This is a genomic window from Enterococcus sp. LJL128, assembly GCF_056924295.1.
The window spans coordinates 43,208-62,801 of sequence record NZ_JBXPBP010000007.1; the positions used below are offsets into that span (position 1 = coordinate 43,208).

At 38.7% G+C, this 19,594-nt stretch carries 18 protein-coding genes and 1 pseudogene; 6 read left to right on the forward strand and 13 right to left on the reverse strand.

Annotated features, from left to right (window positions below):
- Positions 1-4: 4 nt before the first annotated feature.
- Together AC1Z3K_RS10205 and AC1Z3K_RS10210 are read right to left on the reverse strand one after the other, a co-directional pair.
- Positions 5-1,186: a competence protein CoiA gene (locus AC1Z3K_RS10205; RefSeq protein ID WP_461732663.1), complete on the reverse strand. Its 1,182-nt coding sequence runs from the start codon at positions 1,184-1,186 to the stop codon at positions 5-7.
- Positions 1,187-1,285: 99 nt separating this feature from the next.
- Positions 1,286-2,356 carry an acyltransferase family protein gene (locus tag AC1Z3K_RS10210; RefSeq protein WP_461732664.1) on the reverse strand — a complete coding sequence of 357 codons (1,071 nt, stop codon included), beginning with the start codon at positions 2,354-2,356 and terminating at the stop codon, positions 1,286-1,288.
- Positions 2,357-2,660: 304 nt separating this feature from the next.
- Between AC1Z3K_RS10210 and AC1Z3K_RS10215 the strand changes: the two genes are divergently transcribed.
- Positions 2,661-3,461, forward strand: coding sequence for a helix-turn-helix domain-containing protein (locus AC1Z3K_RS10215; RefSeq protein ID WP_426084383.1), 801 nt, complete (start codon positions 2,661-2,663; stop codon positions 3,459-3,461).
- A 135-nt stretch (positions 3,462-3,596) separates the two neighbouring features.
- On the opposite strand, the gene AC1Z3K_RS10220 is transcribed toward AC1Z3K_RS10215, so the two are convergent.
- Positions 3,597-4,247, reverse strand: coding sequence for an adaptor protein MecA (locus AC1Z3K_RS10220; RefSeq protein ID WP_426084384.1), 651 nt, complete (start codon positions 4,245-4,247; stop codon positions 3,597-3,599).
- Positions 4,248-4,613: 366 nt separating this feature from the next.
- Positions 4,614-5,012: a transcriptional regulator SpxA gene (gene spxA, locus AC1Z3K_RS10225; RefSeq protein ID WP_426084385.1), complete on the reverse strand. Its 399-nt coding sequence runs from the start codon at positions 5,010-5,012 to the stop codon at positions 4,614-4,616.
- Positions 5,013-5,386: 374 nt separating this feature from the next.
- Here spxA and trpS point away from each other — a divergent pair, with 374 nt between their 5' ends.
- Positions 5,387-6,400 carry a tryptophan--tRNA ligase gene (gene trpS / locus AC1Z3K_RS10230; RefSeq protein ID WP_461732665.1) on the forward strand — a complete coding sequence of 338 codons (1,014 nt, stop codon included), beginning with the start codon at positions 5,387-5,389 and terminating at the stop codon, positions 6,398-6,400.
- 204 nt (positions 6,401-6,604) lie between these two features.
- On the opposite strand, the gene AC1Z3K_RS10235 is transcribed toward trpS, so the two are convergent.
- The gene (locus tag AC1Z3K_RS10235; protein ID WP_426084387.1) at positions 6,605-8,320 is read right to left on the reverse strand and encodes an ABC transporter ATP-binding protein; all 1,716 of its coding nucleotides are present in this window, start codon (positions 8,318-8,320) and stop codon (positions 6,605-6,607) included.
- Between the two features lie 204 nt (positions 8,321-8,524).
- Between AC1Z3K_RS10235 and AC1Z3K_RS10240 the strand changes: the two genes are divergently transcribed.
- Positions 8,525-9,232: an HAD family hydrolase gene (locus tag AC1Z3K_RS10240; protein WP_426084393.1), complete on the forward strand. Its 708-nt coding sequence runs from the start codon at positions 8,525-8,527 to the stop codon at positions 9,230-9,232.
- A gap of 208 nt (positions 9,233-9,440) precedes the next feature.
- On the opposite strand, the gene AC1Z3K_RS10245 is transcribed toward AC1Z3K_RS10240, so the two are convergent.
- From AC1Z3K_RS10245 to AC1Z3K_RS10255, 3 genes are all read right to left on the reverse strand, one after another.
- A complete protein-coding gene (locus AC1Z3K_RS10245; RefSeq protein ID WP_461732666.1) occupies positions 9,441-12,641 on the reverse strand; it encodes a DEAD/DEAH box helicase in 3,201 nt (1,066 codons plus the stop codon).
- A 433-nt stretch (positions 12,642-13,074) separates the two neighbouring features.
- Positions 13,075-14,361: a DUF2130 domain-containing protein gene (locus AC1Z3K_RS10250; protein ID WP_426084389.1), complete on the reverse strand. Its 1,287-nt coding sequence runs from the start codon at positions 14,359-14,361 to the stop codon at positions 13,075-13,077.
- A 303-nt stretch (positions 14,362-14,664) separates the two neighbouring features.
- Positions 14,665-15,282, reverse strand: a complete 618-nt coding sequence (locus AC1Z3K_RS10255) for a lysophospholipid acyltransferase family protein (protein ID WP_426084390.1) — start codon at positions 15,280-15,282, stop codon at positions 14,665-14,667.
- 217 nt (positions 15,283-15,499) lie between these two features.
- Here AC1Z3K_RS10255 and AC1Z3K_RS10260 point away from each other — a divergent pair, with 217 nt between their 5' ends.
- The 3 genes and pseudogenes from AC1Z3K_RS10260 (at position 15,500) to AC1Z3K_RS10270 (ending at position 16,970) form a co-directional block, all read left to right on the forward strand.
- On the forward strand, positions 15,500-16,234 hold the full coding sequence (locus tag AC1Z3K_RS10260) for a tRNA1(Val) (adenine(37)-N6)-methyltransferase (RefSeq protein WP_461732667.1): 735 nt from the start codon (positions 15,500-15,502) through the stop codon (positions 16,232-16,234).
- Positions 16,224-16,469, forward strand: a pseudogene (locus AC1Z3K_RS10265) (GIY-YIG nuclease family protein); the annotation flags it as partial. The gene AC1Z3K_RS10260 and the pseudogene AC1Z3K_RS10265, both read left to right, overlap by 11 nt.
- Positions 16,467-16,970 carry a GNAT family N-acetyltransferase gene (locus AC1Z3K_RS10270; RefSeq protein ID WP_461732727.1) on the forward strand — a complete coding sequence of 168 codons (504 nt, stop codon included), beginning with the start codon at positions 16,467-16,469 and terminating at the stop codon, positions 16,968-16,970. The pseudogene AC1Z3K_RS10265 and the gene AC1Z3K_RS10270, both read left to right, overlap by 3 nt.
- A 60-nt stretch (positions 16,971-17,030) precedes the next feature.
- On the opposite strand, the gene AC1Z3K_RS10275 is transcribed toward AC1Z3K_RS10270, so the two are convergent.
- The 5 genes from AC1Z3K_RS10275 to AC1Z3K_RS10295 are packed head-to-tail and all read right to left on the reverse strand — an operon-like array spanning position 17,031 to position 19,354.
- Positions 17,031-17,195 (reverse strand): hypothetical protein, encoded by a 165-nt coding sequence (locus AC1Z3K_RS10275; RefSeq protein WP_461732668.1) that lies wholly within the window; start codon positions 17,193-17,195, stop codon positions 17,031-17,033.
- On the reverse strand, positions 17,185-17,733 hold the full coding sequence (locus AC1Z3K_RS10280) for a cysteine hydrolase family protein (RefSeq protein ID WP_426084591.1): 549 nt from the start codon (positions 17,731-17,733) through the stop codon (positions 17,185-17,187). Before AC1Z3K_RS10280 ends, AC1Z3K_RS10275 begins: the two co-directional genes overlap by 11 nt.
- A gap of 46 nt (positions 17,734-17,779) precedes the next feature.
- Entirely contained in the window at positions 17,780-18,472 is a 693-nt protein-coding gene (locus AC1Z3K_RS10285; RefSeq protein WP_461732669.1) for a 5'-methylthioadenosine/adenosylhomocysteine nucleosidase, read from the reverse strand.
- Positions 18,473-18,488: 16 nt separating this feature from the next.
- Entirely contained in the window at positions 18,489-18,773 is a 285-nt protein-coding gene (gene macP / locus AC1Z3K_RS10290; RefSeq protein ID WP_426084593.1) for a cell wall synthase accessory phosphoprotein MacP, read from the reverse strand.
- Positions 18,773-19,354, reverse strand: coding sequence for an NUDIX hydrolase (locus AC1Z3K_RS10295; RefSeq protein ID WP_426084594.1), 582 nt, complete (start codon positions 19,352-19,354; stop codon positions 18,773-18,775). The genes macP and AC1Z3K_RS10295 overlap by 1 nt, the downstream gene beginning before the upstream one ends.
- Positions 19,355-19,594 lie beyond the last annotated feature (240 nt).

Here is a 19,594-nt window from a genome sequence, read left to right on the forward strand (position 1 = left end):
AGTATCATATTTTCAATGGAGTGCTAGTAATAATAGCTTGTGGAAAATCTAAGCTCTTGAATGGATTAGATTGATTTAAAGAAGCAAATTGGTCGTCAGGCAGTTTGATAACGAACGTTTCTCCAGCACGGCGAGCTAAAATCCTGAATACTATCAGACTTTCTACCAGTTGATTGATTAGCCAGCAGGCTATACAGTCTGCAGAAATAGCGGGAAACGTATAAAGCAGCTTTTCCCGAATAATTAGCTGCTGACAAAACTGACTAATCACTTCAAACTGAATGCGTTCCCCCTGTTGTTCTTTCAAAAACTGCCAGAGTGAGCAGAGTAGATAAAAAGAAGAATGTGTATAAACAAAACGCTGACTGACCTCATAATAGAACCAGGGATGAAGCTGCAATAGATGTTGGTGATTTTTATAGCAGCATTCCTGAAAGCTTAGAACTTTCTTATCCTTTATTAGCAGCTTCTTAGCTAAGTAGCGGTAACTGTTTAAAAGCTCTGTTTTTAAATCGTAGCTTCTCGTGTGATGCAGCTTTAATTCATGCTGATTATGAAACAACTGATTCAATGGGATACTACAGAACGGCCAAACCTTCCTCCCATAGTATACCTGTCCCTTCAGATTTTCTTCTAAATGATAATAGAGCATTAAGGTCTTTTGACGCCAGTTTGCTGCCCAAAAGTAGAAACCTAGTGTTTTACTGAATAAAGTAAATGCCTTTATATTCTCGCCCATTTCTTGTTTATGCCAGAAATGTTCACCGCAAATCCATAATGGGATATAGCCGTTAGCTAAATAGGTTCTTGTTCTCTTCATTATTTTTCCCAGACCTAGTGAACTGCATTGAACTTCTATAGCTATATTTCCAATGAGTAAATCTGGACGCTGTTTTAAATCAGGTAGATAAGCTTCTACCTGATAGGAGATTTTATAAGACTCACACCAATCAATAAACATTTCTTTCAAAGCTAAATGCTCCTCTGATTCATTATCCACAGAGCCGGCAAATGAGCAAAGTGAACGGTGGGCAAAATGAGGAATCCTAATATGTCCCGCTTTTAGCTGAACCTCTTGGCCGCAGACGGGGCAAAAAAATTGCTGTTCCCGGTGCATCTCCATTTCCTCATCTGAACAATGAACCAACTGAACTAAATCACCCTGCTTGTTTTTTGCTGTAAGCATGGTCATCACCTCTATTAAAGCTACGCACTTTTTGAACGATTCCATCATTCGTTAGAATCCTAAACAAAAATAATGTTCTACCCAATTCAACTTTTATAGCTAACCATGATTGTCTTCTCTGATAGCGGTCAGTTGCTTCTTCTGCATTTGAACTTTAGAACCTTGATTGTTATTCTTAAGCTTAACGATTACATGCGACACTGCCAGACTTAGAAACAGAGTGAGTATAAATAAAGGTATTCCTTGAAATTCTCGAATTCCTGTCAAAGAAAACAGCTCCTTAATTACTTCCAAAAACAACGGATGTAGGAAAAACAAATACTGACCAAGTATTCGCAAATTACTAAAATCTCTTGTCTGCCATTTATCAGACTGAATCAGTACAGCTACAAGAAAGAAAGCCGCAGGAATCAGACTAAATAAAAAGTTCTTGTCTGCTCCCTGATTATTAAAAATCAGCCAGCCTTCAACAAGTAAGAGAATACCGCTAAAACCCAATTTTGCACCTACTCTTTTTTGAAGCAGTGGAGACTGTTGATAGTCAGCCAGAAAAAAGCCTAGTAAAACAAAGATAAACGCATAAAACAAACCGTTTCGAGTGGTTGCAAAAACAGACTGATATAAGCGAAACGGCTTTTCAATAAACGTTCCGCTCAAATAGCCGGAATAGGTTTCAACCGCACCTAATGCAAACAAAACAAAGGATAGAAAGAAGGTTTTAAGATAGCCAAGCTTTAGTAATGATTTCTTTACCAGATAAAGAGCGCTGAACAGAGCTGGAAAATACCAAAGCTGATAACATAAGCCAGTATATAATAAGCCTACAGCCAAGGCGGCTGGATAAACGGCCGGCGGAAGCCCCTGTGTATGTAAAAACCAAAGACCATAAGGCACATAGAATAAACTCCAGAATAAATATACTTTGATTTGTTTCTTAAAATATATTTTAGAATAAGCGGCTGAAAAAAGCAGCTTACGGCGGTAAAAATAACCGGTAGAAACCAAAAATAGCGGAACTGCCAATCGCCCTAGAAGAGACTTTAGAATAAAATGAAGGCCATCATTTTCTGCCAACCTTCCGCAGTGAACTAAAATTACTAAAAGTGAAGCAGCAAACTGCCCAATATCCAGCAAAGGATATCTTTGCTCGGAGCTCATTTTCTTTTCCATATTATTCCCCTCTTTTATAGCATATATAACTCCCAAAAATGATTTATAGTCAGATTCTTCTACTCTCTGCATCTGTAGCTATGAGTAAAAATATCCCTTTAACAAGAGTTATATATTTACTTTATTTAGGAATAAAGAACTAAGCGAGAAACAAAATAGAACATCGATAACTAATTACTGCAACGAATGAAACCATTGCTATATCAGCATGTTACGCTTTGTTGCATCATTGATTTCACCTAAAGTCCTTTTCATTTTTCGATTTTCCGCTAAAATGGAAAAGAGCCGTGTTAGGGGGTAGGCAATGGATATTGGAAAAATCATAAAAGAAAAACGGACAGAAAAAAATCTTACTCAGGAGGATTTGGCTCAAAAGTTTTTTGTCACAAGACAATTAATATCAAAATGGGAAAATGGAAGAAGCTATCCTGATTTAGAGCAAGTAGTAAAGTTAAGCGAACTTTTTGAACTTTCATTAGATGAGCTGCTGCGTGAAGATCATGAGATGGTGAAGGAATTAAAATTCGATACAAAGAAGAAAAAGTGGTTTAAATTTTTAATTATTTTGCCTATTGTTCTCATTATTGGAATCATTACTTTTTTAGGGCTTATCTGGTGGATTGATATTGTCTTATTAGACTATGATGATATTGAAATAACAAAAATTGAGAAAGAAATACTCCCAGAAAAAGAAGTAGTTATAGAAAGAACAGGTGAAACAGTCACTCTACCTGAAGATGTTGAATACACTATCTATTTTAAAACAAATCGTTTTTTAGTTAACCTGGTTAATATATCTGGTGAGGTTAGACGTTACGATGACAATAACATTATGGTAGATATTATTGGTGAACATCATCTATACAGCTGGAATAAAGAAAGTAAAATCTGGATTCAAAGCGAGAGGGAAAAAAATGTTTTTGACCCAAATCTCAATTTAGGTAAAAGCATCTATTTATATAATTTTAACAAAGCTTCAAGTATTGATATAGATGACCTAGTCAACGGAGAAAATGCCGTTCCCAGTATAGAAGATCTAGCGGATAAATTGATTGATCTAACAGAGTTGGAAAAACTGCCGAATAAGCAAAAAAAAGAAGACTAGCTTCTTTCGATAATCAAAGGTATTCTACTTTAAGTCAAAGTATCTAAAAAACATTGAGATTAATAACCAACACTATTTGATTATAAAAAATAGACATCGATTAGAATTGAATTCTGTTTCGATGTCTATCATATTTTAGTGAAAGTAGTATCTTGTTAGCTCAATTGCATTTCGTTCCATGATACAATCTCCATATTCGTTAAGAACCTCTGGTGTTACTGTGGAGGCTTGTCCGAATTCAAGGAGTCTTGACCATTCATTTTCGATTTCATTAATAGAAATTTCATCTAAAAAGAACATTACTTGTAAAAAATATTTGTCCTTATATTTGTACAGGTTAGCCAGCATAGATTTAACATATACTTCATTTGCCAATTGAATCATTCCATCAAAGCTGCTCAGCTCAAGAACAAAACTGCGAATACTGTCATCAACCAAATCCTTGGTTTCATCAGTGTAGCTTGCTTCCAGCTGCTTTCTAATCATTTCGCTCGCTTCTTCAGAACTTAAGTCGTTGAAGCTGCCAATGTTCGGTACATCCTCTACAGAAGCATTTTTACTGATGAACAACTCTAAGCCGTCGCTTTTAGGCAAGACTTGGAAAGTAACAGCCTCACTGCCCTGGAACTCATCCTCAATATCCACTTCTTCTAAAATGCTATAAAAGAAGTTCTCTACCTCTTTATGATTCCCCAACAAGTCGAGAAAGGTAATCCCTCTATCAGCCAGGTCTTCATTGCCAATCAATACACGAATCGTATTTTCGTTAATATGTTCCATTTCCATCTGGTTCCACCTCGCTTTTTGCTCAAGTCAGGAAACTACTTCTTATAGATTAATTGTATAGCAATCACTTCAAAAGTAAAGAGAAAAGTTCATTTATTTGAAAATTAGCAATCCATATTATAGTTTTCATAATAAAGGACCTTTTCTATATTTATACTATAGAATAGTACACTCTAGCTTGAGTAATTGCAACCAAAAAAAGAGCCTTCCAGCATTTACCTGAATAAATGTGAAGGAGCTCTTTAAAAACTCGGCAAGAACTGAATACCTTCAAGAAAGTGTATCTTGTTCTGCTATGCTAATTTTATTCATTAATTATGTGAGATTTCTCCGGATTTCATCTTTTGAAAATCCGTGATTGAAAGCTTATAATCCAGCCATCAACTGAGCTTGACGTAGTTCAAGCTGACGAACATCTCTAGGTAAAAAACGTCTAATTTCGTCTTCATTAAAACCAACCTGTAATCTCTTATCATCAATCATGATTGGTCGACGCAGTAAGCCTGGATTTTCTTTAACCAATTCCAATAAATCCTGCAATGGAAGTTCATCTAAATCCATATTCAGTTTTTGGAATACTTTCGAACGAGTTGAGATGATTTCTTCAGTACCATCCTCTGTCATTCTAAGAATTGCTTTCAATTCAGAAATATTCAACGGTTCAGAGAAGATATTTCTTTCTTTGAAAGAAATTTCATGTTCTTGTAACCACGCACGAGCTTTTCGACATGACGTACAACTTGGGGAAGTATACAGTGTCAACATTGCGCATCACTCCTCTTTATGAGTTAGTTATTTTATTTAGAACAGGAATATCATCTGTTTTCCCATCCACTTACAGTATACCGAACTTCTAATAGAAATACTAGGGTATTTTAAATAAAAATCACATTTTTTGTAATTTCATTGTCATTTAACTAACTAATAACAAATAAATAATTTCTTTTAGTAATAACATTATAACTAATTTAGTTTTTTTCTAAATTATCTGAAAACTACAACAGTTTAAAAAACTGTACTACTCCCTAACAAATGAACGTTAAAAAAACAGATTTTTTTTTTCATTAATAAATTCTGTTCTTTTGCAGTTATTAATTGTATACTATTTTAGAAGTATTATTAAAAATAAGGTGGTAATTATGAAGACAATTTTTTCAGGTATCCAGCCAAGCGGTACGCCGACTATCGGTAACTACATTGGCGCCATGAAACAGTTTATCAGCTTACAGAATAACTATAAAGGCTACTATTGTATTGTAGATGAACACGCCATTACAGTACAGCAGGAACCTCAAAAGCTGAGACAACAAACAAGAAGCCTAGCTGCTCTCTATCTTGCAGTTGGACTTGATCCAGAGAAAGCAACAATTTTTATTCAGTCAGAAGTTTCTGCACATGCTGAAGCAGCTTGGATTATCCAGTGCAACACAACTATCGGTGAGCTGGAGCGTATGACGCAGTTTAAAGATAAGTCCCAGAAGAACGGCCGAACTGGTGTTAGTGCAGGACTATTAACCTATCCTCCATTGATGGTTGGCGATATTGTCCTTTATAATGCAGACTTGGTTCCAGTGGGAGATGATCAGAAACAGCATTTGGAATTGACACGTGATTTTGTGGAACGCTTTAATAAACGCTATGCCCAGCCAAATCAAGAAATTCTGACAATGCCGGAAGTAAAAATTGCTGAACAGGGAAGTCGAATCATGAGCCTGCAGACTCCTACAAGTAAAATGAGTAAATCTGATTCAAATCCAAAAGGATATATTTCTATGCTGGATAAGCCTGACGTTATCCGCAAAAAAATTAAATCTGCTGTTACTGATTCAACAGGAATTATTGAATATGATGTGGAAAATAAACCTGGTGTTTCAAATCTACTGAGCATTTTCTCTGCGGTCAGTGACCGTTCAATTCCTGAGCTGGTAGAAGCATACGCCGGCAAAGGCTACGGTGAATTTAAATCCGACTTGGCAGAGGCTGTTGTTGATTTACTCGAACCAATTCAAATCCGCTATGAAGAACTGCTCGCTTCTGATGAGCTGGATGACATTCTTGATCGAGGTGCTGAACAAGCACGCCTTGTTGCAAATAAAACTTTGCAGCGTATGAAAAACGGTATCGGCTTAGGAAGAAAGCCTCGTAGAAAATAATATATACAAAAGGACTATAACATCTTTTTACGGTGTTATAGTCCTTTTATTTATTCTCTGCTGAAGTGGTTTCCGACACCAAACCGCTGGAAACAGCTCCACTAAAGACAAGCTATAGCTTATAAATTATGTTATGCGTCCTATTATCAGCGCGCCTATGAGAACCTCTCTACTTAGTTTCCACAGAAATGTGCTTTATTATGCTTACTGCCTGAATTGAGCATCATGCAGCCGGCGATAATGACCGCCTTTTTCAAGCAGCTGTTCATGAGTGCCCTCTTCCAAAATACCATTTTCACTCACAACAATAATACGAGTTGCATGTTTGATAGTTGCTAGTCTATGAGCAATGATTAATGTCGTACGACCTGAAGCAAGGGAGTTCAGTGATTCCTGAATAACTTGTTCAGTTTCCGTATCAAGGGCCGAGGTTGCTTCATCAAGAATCAAAATAGGCGGATTCTTCAAAAACATTCTGGCAATTGCCACCCGCTGCTTCTGTCCTCCAGATAGTTTGACGCCACGCTCGCCAATAATTGTATCTAAGCCTTCCGGCAATAAATCAATTACTTTCTCCAAATGGGCAAGTTTCACCGCCTGTTGAATCAGTTCTTCATCTGCATCTAAATTACCATAAGCAATATTTTCTCGAATTGTTCCCGGAAAGAGAAAAACATCCTGCTGAACAATTCCTATTTGACCTCTTAGTGAAGCTAATGTCATATCCCGAATATCTTTGTCATCAATGGTAATTCTGCCATCACTTACTTCATAAAAACGCGGCAATAGATTACACAAGGTTGTTTTTCCCGAACCGCTTTGTCCTACAAAGGCGACCGTCTCACCCTTTTTGATATGAAGATTTATATGATTTAATACCTTAGTTGAATCTGCATAGGAAAATGATACATCCTCATAACGAATATCTCCATCTAGATGAGAAACAGCTTCAGCATTAGGGCGATCCTGAATAGTTGGCGTTTTGTCTATTTCTTCAGTAAAACGTTTGAACCCTGCAATTCCTTTTGGATAGCTTTCAATCATGTTATTAACCTTTTCAATTGGGCGGACAAACACATTAGCTAACAAGATGAAGGCAACGAATGCACCTTCTGAAAGCTCGCCATTGATTGTATAATAACCACCGAAAATCAATGTAAACAAGTTAATGAGACGAATCATTAAATAGTTATATGCCGAGCTGATTCCCATCAGCTTGTAGAACATAATCTTAGATTTTCTATACGCCTGATTGAGGCCTTCAAAACGGACCCGTTCAAACGGCTCATTTGCAAATGACTGAGTAACACGAATTCCACTAACAGATGCCTCTACTCCGGCGTTGAAATCGCCAAGATTATCGTAGATTTTCGTATTGATGTTTGTCATCTTTTTATTAAAAATGATTAATGCTACAGCGATAAACGGTAGTAGGGCAAAGGTTGCCAGAGCCAGCTTCACATGATAGCCCAACATCAGCAGAAATGATCCCAGCAGTGTCATTATAGTAATGAAAACATCCTCAGGACCATGATGGGCGACTTCAGAAATTTCAAATAAATCTGTTGTTAGACGACTCATTAGTTTTCCTGTTTTCTGATTGTCATAATACTCAAACGGCTGTGTCTGTAAATGTTGATATAATTCCCGGCGCATATCTGTTTCGATATTCACACCAAGCTTATGACCGAAATAAACCACTATAAACTGCAGGATAGTATTCAATATATAAAAAGCAAACAAACCAAAACACGCCAAAGCAATTAGACGAAAATTCCCCTGAGGCATCAGTTTATCAATCACTTGATTGACGACAACTGGAAAAGCCAGCTCCAACAGCCCCGCTAGTACAGCACAACTAAAATCCAAAATAAATAACCCTTTATATGGTCTATAATAGCTAAAAAATCGTTTTAACATGTTTCCCCTCCTTCTTCGACGCACTTCTCCTATTATACGAAAAGAAAATTCTATATGCAAAAGAAGTTGAATATTTAAAAGATAAAATCAGTAATATTTACTGAATTAAATTACGGAAATTGCCTATTCAACACTGACTAAATCAGCTACAATGAAGCTGTTGAATTTTTTCTGAAAATTATCATAAGGAGCTGTCTTTTTTTGATTAACACAATTGTTTTTGATGTGGATGACACCGTATACGATCAGCAGCAGCCATTTAGAGCTGCTATAAAAAAAATCTTCCCGGCTTTTCCATGTGAGAAGATGCACGAGCTGTACATTCGCTTTCGCCATCATAGCGATGTCACTTTTGAAAAGAGTATCACCGGAGAATGGACCTTGGCCTATATGCGTTTTTTCCGATTGGATGAATCGATGAAGGACCTAGGTTATCCCTCAACAACTGAAGCTGTAAGCAGCCGTTTCCAAGAAGCTTATGAAGATGAGTTGGACAATATCTGCATGCATCCTGAAGTGAAGAAAGTGTTTGATTACCTAAGTGAAAAACAAATTCCTCTTGGTATCATTACTAATGGACCTACAGATCATCAGTATAAAAAAGTAAAGCAGCTTCAATTAGAAAACTGGGTGCCTTCTGATAATATTATTATTTCTCAAAGCACTGGCTATCAGAAGCCTGACAAAGAAATTTTCCAACTGGCAGCCAAACAATTTCGCATGGAGCCTGAGACAACACTTTACATCGGCGATAGCTTTGAAAATGATGTGGTTGGTGCACATAACGGCGGCTGGCAGTCTTTATGGTTCAATCATCGGCTGAGAACTGTGCCCAAAAATACCGGTATTTCATTTTTAAAAGAGGTACGCACCTTTGAAGATTTATTTGATACAGTTCAATCATTCGTCTAAAAACATCCTGCTATGCAGCTCTGAATATAGCAGATTTTTAAAGAAGGGCAGGCAAGACTGCTGCAACCTTCAAAAAACAAACCGGAATATACTGTTGGCTAGCCTCAGTATATTCCGGTTTGTTTTTAGACTAAGGGACATAGTCCACTTGGCCAGTGACTTTTTTTCATCCAGCTTTTTTCTGAAAGCTTTATCAAACATGCTGAAGCTATTCGTCTCCCATACTCAGAATTGCCCGAATATCTTCTTCAGTCAATTTACTAAGCTGCTGCTCATTTCCTTGGATAACCTTCTGAAACAGCTCTCGTTTCTCCTGTTGAAGCTGATCCATTTTCTCTTCAATCGTTCCCTCGGCAATCATTCGATAGACTTCAACGACTTTTTTCTGCCCCATCCGATGGGCTCTTCCTGCTGCCTGTTCTTCAACTGCCGGGTTCCACCAAAGATCATATAAGATAACCGTATCGCCGCCGACAAGATTCAGTCCTGTTCCGCCAGCTTTTAATGAAATTAGAAAAACATCTCTTTCACCTGCATTAAAGGCATTCACCATATCTAACCGGTCCTTTGGATTGGTGCTTCCTCTCAAATAGAAGGTTTCCAATCCCATCTCATGCAGCTCCCGTTCCAAAATAGTCAGCATACTAGTAAACTGTGAAAACAGCAGAACTTTCCGATTATTTTCTTTTGCTGTCTCCAAGAAGACTTTCACTTGTTCCAGTTTTCCAGAACTTCCTTGATAATCATCTAGAAACAGACGCGGATCACAGCAAATTTGCCGCAGTCTGGTCAAACCGGCTAAAATACTGATTCGATTCTTTTTAAACGCATCCTGATCCATTTGACTGACATCATCCTGCATCTTTCTAAGGTAAGCAATGTAAACAGCTTTTTGTTCCTCTGTCAGTGTGCTATATAAATTATTCTCGATTTTCTCCGGAAGATCCGCCAGAACGTTTTTCTTATCTCTCCTTAGAATAAAGGGACGTACAATTCTGGCAACTTCCTCCGGCTTCATTTCACGAAAAGACAGTTTTTTCGGCAATAATCCCGGCAGAATAATCTGAAAGACAGACCAAAGCTCATCCAGAGAATTTTCGATTGGGGTCCCGCTCAACGCAAAACGCTGTGGAATCATCAGCTTTCTCAACGCTTGTGCAGTCTTTGTCCCACTGTTTTTAACCATTTGAGCTTCGTCAAGAATCAAATAATCAAAAGCGGCATTTTCATACAGCTCGACATCTTGTCGAAAGCTGTTATAAGACGTTATAAGAATATCCTGCTGGTCTGCAGTAGCTAAAATTGCTTGACGTCCTTCTTTTTGTCCAGTAACTACCACTTCCTTCAGGCTGGGGGCAAACTTCTTAAGCTCTGCAGACCAGTTATAAATTAAACTGGCAGGTGCCACAATCAATGCCGGATGCTTCAAACGCTGTTCTTCCTTCTCAGATAAAAGATAGGTAATCATCTGAACTGTCTTGCCAAGACCCATTTCGTCAGCTAAAATACCACCAAACCCATAATGACTCAGCATCTTCAGCCACTTGTATCCTTCAACCTGATAGGCTCTCAGCGTCGCCTGCAGTTTTTCAGGAAGGGATACATCAAAGGCTTCCGGATGAATCAAATCAGCCACCAGCTGTTGGAACGACTCTGAAAAAACAGCCCGGCTGTTCCCTTCCAACATACGTTCCAAAATCATTCCTTGGCTTTTCGGCATTCGAACCGTTCCCTGCACATTTTTCATCGTCTCGCGAAGCCTTGCAAGAACTTCACTCGTTTGATGGAATTCTTCAGAATCAAAGGACAGAATTTCCCCAGATTCCAGTGTATAAAATGAATCATTTCTCAATAGACTGGCTAAAGCCGCATCAATTTCGTTCTCATCCACTCCGGCAATATCAAAACGTACATCCAGCCATGAATCCGACTCAGCTACTTCAATAAGAGGCTGATGACTTTGAGCGTCTAGGTACATCTCTCGAAGCTTTTTCCCCATCAGCACTTCACCAAGACGACGAAACGCCGGAATTTCTACTTTGAAAAAGTAATATAAACGTTCTCCAGCAGGCAATTTTTTCTCAAATCCTGCAGCAGTTTTTTTATAGGAAAACTTTTCAAAAAGCTCAACAGCAGTCTGTTCTCCGCGGATGTCTCGAATGACCTCTTTCCCCTCCAGCTCGTTTTGATCAGCGTTTTCCTCTGTAAAAATTGTCTCACCATAATGAAACTCAACCTGCGCATTGACTTTATCTTTTAGCTTTCTAAAAACAAACTTCAATTTCAGCGGTTCAATCAGCAGCTCCTTGTCAACAGCAGCTTCAATAGAAAGATGTCCGATTTTTTTTAAAAGAGGGGTTACAGAGCTAAATAAATCAGAAAGCTGTTGGCGTTCATAGATGATTTCCGCCTTTTCCATCCGTTTAAGCAGCTGAAGCAGCATACTATAGATTTCTTCCTGCTCTCTTGTAAACAAATAGATGGTTTCTCCTAAAATTCCCCAATGGTAATGACTCAGAAATGGGTTAAAAAGCTGTTTGATTTTCAAAATAAAACGGCCGCTGTCAGCCTTTTCAACTGTGAACCGCAACGGGAATTTTTCTTTGGAAAAGCTGACTTTACGCAATTTTTGAATTCCGGTATTCAGCTGAAGCGAGCCAGACTGACTCATTTGACTAACTAATTCCTGAGCTTGCTCTACAGGCAGAATCAAATAGCGCTTATCGATTTTCCCCTTAACCTGAACACCCTTAGCTCCCATAAGCTGACTCGTTTGATAAATATCTGCCAACCGACTTAAAATCAGGAGATCTTCCGAAGAAAAGGCTTCATGAATCAGCGAAAAGCTATGCTGTTTGTTGATACCAAAGCTTTCCTCTTTTTGAAATTTTTGAAAAAAATCGCCAATATTCTTTACCACATAGGTTCGTCTTTTCCCGTCATTTATACCAATACGTAAGGCAAGGCCTAAAAGTGCCAGCTCGGGATAATAATTATTTGTTTCAATACCTTCAATGAGATAATCAATGACTAGCGATTTTCCTGTTTTCTCTTCCAGCAGCGGCTGCAGCTTAGCAAACCCTTTTGTAAACATTTCTGCATTTGATGCTTTTTTCTCCACACCTATAAGCGGCTGCTGATTTTTCATTATTCTAGGAACACCCTTTGCTCTCAAGTAAAGCTCAACAGCTACTGTATGCTTACAGTAGCCTTGCTCCATCCAATAAGGGCATTCACAACGGTCCTGTTCTTTTGGTCCGCCATCCAGCTCGACTAAATAAAGCTCACTGCCGAGCACTTCACCGTACCATATCTGCTTTTCCCAATCTGGAACAACCGAGAGTACTCTGCCTTCATTTAAATATTCCCGTCCCCGACTGATGATTCGATCCGGTATGCTCCACTTCATGTTCTCACCCCATCATGTCTAATCTACATCTCTCTATTTTACCACAGAAAGAAGGATATAGAACAGCATATGAGCAGGTTGTCTGCCTCGTTCTAATCACCGGCTATCTTATCTTCATCTCATGAATCAAAATCCTCAGCTTCACCTCATAATTATTTATTAATCAGCAAACATTTTTTCTATTTCAAGTCAAAAAAGAAAACACAGCAAAACGGCATTATCCGTTTTGCTGTGCCTTCCAAATCCGAGCATATATCAAATACTCTCAGAAGCCGTTCTTTTGAAAATAAGCTGACATTCACAAACTCCTAAAGATTAGCGACTAATCGCTCAAAGATCACTGGAATATTCTTTTTTTTACTAACTCAATCATTCTTTTCAACTGCCTCTACAGTTAAAACAGCAGCTAACTTCGAACTGAAAATTTGATGCACTAATCTAATGCATCAAATTTTGCTTTCATTGTTGGATTCTTTCGTACTAGTTTTTTAACCGTCAAATCCTCAGCCTTATTATTAGCAAGCCGCAGATTATTCTCTGATGACAGCAGCGCCTCTTTGGTCTTCTGTAGGTGGTTTATTGTTTTATCAATTTCATCAACCGCCGTCTGGAATTTCCGGCTGGCTAACTCATAATTTCTTGCAAAGGCTGATTTGAAGGTATCTAAATCCTCTTCAAAATTTGTGATATCAATATTTTGTTCCCGCATCAAAGCTACTTCCTGCTTGTATTTCAGGGAGTTCATTGCTGCATTGCGCAGTAAGGTAATAATCGGAATAAAAAACTGAGGACGAATAACGTACATTTTTTCATACGCATATGAAACATCGACAATGCCATTATTGTACAGCTCATTGTCAGCTTCCAGCATTGTAACCAAAATAGCATATTCGCATTTCTTTTCCTGACGGTCCTTATTAAGCTCCTTAAAGAAGTGTTCATTTTTCTTCTTCGTTGCTGTTTCATCGCCTTCGTTTTTCATTTCAAACATGATTGAAATAATCTCAGTTCCCTGTTCGTCAAACTCCCGATAAATGTAGTCGCCTTTGCTACCTGTTTTGGCATCGTTATCCTTACCGAATTCAGCATTCGGAAAAGCGGTCATTCTCAACCGGTTAAATTCAATTTCACAATGTTGCTCCAAGCTTTCCCCAACCATTTTTGTAGACTGCTTGGCTTTAAAATCTTTATAAAAAGCGATAGTTTCTTCCTTCTGCTTTAATTCCATTTCATATTTTTCTTTGATAGAATTCTTCTCCAGCTCATTCTCTTTTTCCTGAAGAATAACTTTCGAGCTGAGCTCCATTAGCTCTTTATCTTTTGCTGAAACCACTTGTGTGATTTCCAGCTTCTTTTCATTTTCAGCAGCCTGAGCCTTTGCTTCCAGCTCTGCTATTTTTTTATCCTGTTCAGCAATTTTTTCTTTCATACTACTTTCTATTGAAGCAATAGCTATTTGCCGCTCCTGACCGCCTGCACTAATCTTAGCCTGCAGTTCGGCAATCTCTTTTTCTTTTTCAGACAACAGCCGATCAAAGGAGCTCTTAGCTTTTTCCTCCGCAAGTGCCACTTCACTCTTCTGCTGGAGCTTGGCTTGTTCCAGCTTCTCATGAACTTCTTCATTAAATTCTTTTGTCCGTACCTGATTCAAAATATCCGCGTAACTCGCTTCATCAATTGTAAAGGTCGTACTGCAATGTGGGCATATTATTTTGTGCATAGCTGCTTTTCTCCCTCATAAAAATTATAACTGAGCATCATTCTCTTCTATAGCTTCTTATTCTAACATGAAAATTCTACATATCAAAATACGCTTTTCTTCCCAGTTTTCAGGATGAATTTCCCAGCTTTCTGCATGTTGTCTGCTCAATAAAAAAATGAATGGGACATAACTCATTGAGTCACATCCCACCATCTGCAATTTGGATAATTGGCAGTCATCCTTACTTAAAATTCGTCTGAAAACCGCCCGAGAGTCCGCTGCTCTTTCAGCATGAACCACCCGCTAACACAAACGTTCTTACTACTGTGCTTCATATTTGAAGCTTGGATCCACTTCCTGATCTAAGGCAGCAAAGGCTTCATTCATTCGCCGCTCAACTTCGGCAATCCCATCTTTATCCATTTTCTTAATGTCACTGATATCAATCGGGTCGCCGAAAGCAACAGTAACTCTCTTACGTTTTAACAAATCTTTAAATTTCAGCGGTCCTTGATAAACAGAAGGTACGATAGGAACCTTTGCCAGTTTAGCAATCAATGCCACTCCGCCTTTAAGCTCCGAAGAATGTCTCGTTCCACTCGGAAACATAATCAGACTTAGCTCCGTATCCTTTAACGTTTTAATCGGTGTTTTAATAGCACTTGGACCTGGTTTCTCTCTATCCACCGGAAATGCATTTGCATGCTTCAAAATAAAACTTAAAATTGGGTTTTTAAACAATTCTTTTTTTGCCATAAAGCTAAATTTTTTCGGTGATCCTGCTACTGCTAAATGAAGCGGCTCCCACCAAGTTCTATGAGGCGCTACTAAAATGTAGTTTTGATTTTCTGGTAATCTGTCTTTTCCAACAAGATGTGTTCGTCCGTTAAGTATGAACAGAACAACGCGGACAACTCCCCGCATAAATGTAAAAAACATCGCTCATTCTCCTTCTTCCTGTGTTCGGTGACACGATGACCTCGGCTGATAAACTGTCTTATCCAGCTTTCAGTCTCCCCTCATAATACCATAGATATAATTTCCTGAAAATAATCTTTATCTGTTTTCAAAAAATCGTTTTTCAGCTTGCGAAACAAAGAAACACCTTGTATGATAGATATGCTTTGATTAGAAAATAAAAAAGGAGGAATAGTATATGCTTCTGGAAGGCGAACGTATCGATCAATTATATGCTGATGATATCCAAATCATTCAGAGCAAAGAGGTTTTTTCCTTCTCAATGGATGCCGTACTGCTGGCAAATTTCCCTTCCCTACCAAAGAAAGGACTGATTGTTGACTTGTGTGCAGGCAATGGTGCTGTCGGCCTTTTCGCAAGTCGAAAAACCACTGCTCAGATTAAACAAATTGAGCTGCAGCCCCGTTTGGCAGACATGGGCGAGCGGAGTATTCAAATAAATAAACTAGAAAATCAAATGGAAATGATTCAATTGGATTTAAAAGAGGCTCCTTCCATTATTAAACCAGATTCTGTTGACCTTATCCTCTGCAATCCTCCATATTTTAAAGAGCAGCCGGACAGAAAAACAAATCCAAACCCTTATTTAGCAGCTGCCCGTCATGAAATCCATACCTCTCTTGAAGAAGTAATTGCGGTTTCTGCAAAGCTCCTGAAAACAAATGGACGGCTGGCTATGGTTCATAGACCTGACCGTTTTCTTGATATCCTTGATTTCATGCAGTCCTTCAATATTGCTCCAAAAAGAATACAGTTTGTCTATCCAAAACCAGAAAAAGAAGCTAATATCCTTTTGGTTGAAGGAATTCTACGGGGGAAGAAAGATGGATTTCGAGTCCTTCCTCCATTTTATATCCAGGATAATGCCGGAAACTATCACCCAGAAATGGCGGCCTTGCTCTATGGCAGATAAGCATTATTTTTATGTTCTTCATTGCCGTGACGGCAGCTTCTACGGCGGCTATACAACTGAACCTAAACGTAGAGTTGCTGAACACAATTCAGGAACTGGAGCAAAATATACTCGTGTTCCTTCAAGACGACCTGTCAAAATGATTCACTTGGAAGCATTTTCTTCCCGAACAGAAGCAACTAAGGCCGAATATCGCTTCAAAAAGCTAACACGCAAACAAAAAGAACGGTATTTGTCAGCGGCAGCTTTAGCCTTTACTATCCGCCCATTCGAAGAGAGTGATGCTGCTGCCGTTTCAGTACTAATGAAAAAAAACTTTTTAGAGATTAACAGTCAAGATTATCCTGAAAATCAAATGCTTGATTTGGCGAAGCACTATACTCCGCTAAAACTTCTGGAACAGACAAAAACTACAAATACCTATGTTGCTGAAGTAGGGGATACGATTATTGGAGCTGCCGGTATCAGCCCCTACTACAATTCGTTAACTGAAAGTATACTGCTAAGCTTTTTCGTTTCACCAGATTATCACGGAAAGGGAATCGGCACGGCATTATTCCAAACCATCGAAAACGACCCATTCTATAGTAGAGCAACTAGAATAGAGGTCGCAGCCTCTCGAACTGCTAGAGGCTTTTATGAGCGCCTTGGCTTTCAGCTAAAAAATCCAGCTCATCCTGAAAATGAGCTTGGCTACATCCAAATGGAGAAGCAAAAGAGTCTGGTACGTAAATAACGTCCCAGACTTTTAGTATGTGGAAATCCGAATAAACGGTGAGACAATCTATACTGGCACTTAATTGCGACGAGCAACCGCAGGCTCACATTCTTCTTTAGAAAATGCAGCTTTTTGAGCACCGTCTTTTTGTCTTTCAGGAGCAGCAAGAGCGAATGTTTTATTTATGTCCCACTCCCTCTTCTGACCTTCAGTACCTAAGACTTCTTTATCTTTAGTCGACAATTTCCGCGCCTAATGTATTAGCAAAATGCCGCAATGCCCATTCGTGCCCAGCCTGATCAAAGCTTGCTACAGCAGATTTATGAATCACCAGTTGATAGCCTAGATTATAAGCATCTACAGCTGTATGCAAAACACAAATATCCGTACAGACTCCTGTCAAATGTATTTCCGTGATTTGGCGTTCCCGCAGCCGAATATCCAAATCTGTACCACTAAAAGCGGAATAGTGCCGTTTATCAATCCAATAAACGTTCTCCTGATTTTTTGTTTCTTCGTATAGTGGTTTTAAGCCGCCAAATAACTCCCGGCCCTTTGTCCCTGCAAGATTATGTGGGGGAAACAGCTTACTTTCCGGATGATAAGCGTCATCCTTGTCATGTCTGTCTATACCATATATGACGAAGTCGCCGTTCTCTGTAAAGGTTCTGGTAATCTCTACTAAAGCTTCCTCAATCGCCTGTCCTGGTTCTCCTGTTGTCAAAGCACCATCAGCAGCAACAAAATCATTAGTGTAATCGATAGAAATTAATGCTTTCATTCTCTTCACTCCTTTGTTTCATTAGTGTCCCAGCCATTACCTGTTTTTATACCAAATGTCTAACAAACTGGATAACCATCTCAGCAGATTTCTTTCCAGCTTCTATAATAAACTCATCGAAGGACTGTGTAGCTTCATGGTCAGCCGTATCGCTAATTGCACGAACGACTAAAAAGGGAATATTGAACTGAGCTGCCGCTTGAGCAATAGCTGCCCCTTCCATTTCACAAGCCAAGGCTTCTGGAAAATCCTTAAGTATCCCAGCGGTTTTTTCCTTTCCATTTACAAAGGAATCCCCAGTTACGATTAGTCCATGCTGTACAGGTAAGCCAATCTTTTCAACTGCTTTTTTCATTTCGGCTTTTAAATACGTGCTGCACTCATAATATAACGGCATTCCCGGCAGCTGTCCTTTTTCATAGCCAAAGCCTGTAACATCAACATCAAAATATGCCAGTTTATCTGCAATGACAATATCCCCTACAGCCAAGCCTGCGCCAATTCCCCCGGCAGAGCCTGTATTGATAACCATGTTAACACCATACTCCTGAATAAGCAGCACCGTAGTTACAGCAGACAAGACCTTGCCGATACCTGAACGCACAACGATTACCTCGTGATTGCCAAGTGAACCTGAAACAAAAACCGCACCCGCCCGTTCCCATGATTTCTTTTCTACTAATACTTTTTTCAGTTCTTCAATTTCCTGATCCATCGCACCAATAATACCGATTTTCATTTATTATTCCTCATTTCTACAAATTCAATACAATCAGCATAACAATCACTAAAAGTACAGCAACAATAATAATTGCCTTCGTCAGTGTTGTACTTCGCTGTCTAATTTTGTTTTGTTCTCCTGAACGCGTCTTAACGATCTCCTGACTTTTTTTCCGTTCTTTTCTATAAAAATCAGAAATTTCTTTTTCCTTTTCCTGATACTCTTGTTCAGCACGCTCCTGGCGCTGCTCCAGCTCAGCTTCAGCAGCTGCCTTGCGCTTACGCAGCTCTGTCCGAGTAATTAACGGACCTTTTCCCATCAGTGTGCCTCCTTAGCATTTTTCTTTAATTCCATTAATTCCCAATATTGAACAGCAAACAATGTCTTGGCATCACAAATCAAGCCATTGGCAACCTCTTGTTTTGCTTCTTCTAAAGTCAGCTCGTACAATTCAATCACTTCATCCTCATCCTGAGGCAGCGGATTTTCCACCTTTTCAAGATTTTCTGCATAGAAAATATGAAGAATCTCGTCAGCGAAGCCCGGAGATACATACATTCCTGTTATTGGAATCAGTTTTTCTGCCCGATAAGCCGTTTCTTCTTCAAGCTCCCGTTTGGCTGTTTCTATAGGATGATTTTGTTCACCCGGATCAATCTTTCCGGCTGGAATTTCTAAAATAACTTTTTCCAGAGGCTTGCGGAATTGTTTAACCATAACCATTTTATTATCAGCTGTAATTGGAATGACTGCTACGCCGCCCGGATGAAAAACCAGTTCTCTTTTTCCTGTTGATCCATCTGGTAAACGGACATCATCAACAACAACTTCTATAATATGACCTTTAAATATCTCCTGTCTCGTTATTGTTTTTTCTTCAAAATCCTCATAATTCAACATGTTTTCACCCTGCTTTCAGTAGTTCAGCATATTCTGCTGCTGTGGACGAGCTCTTCATTATTTTAGATGATACCGCCCAGATTTACAACTTTCTTAAAAAATACCATATTTTCCATAATAATAAACTTTTTTCGCTGTTTCTTATGTTTTTTGTAAATATCAAAATCAACCTTAGGACGGATATTTTTTCTAATAGGGATTGTGTTAAAATGACTTATGTAGCAAGAGAGAAATCTTTTG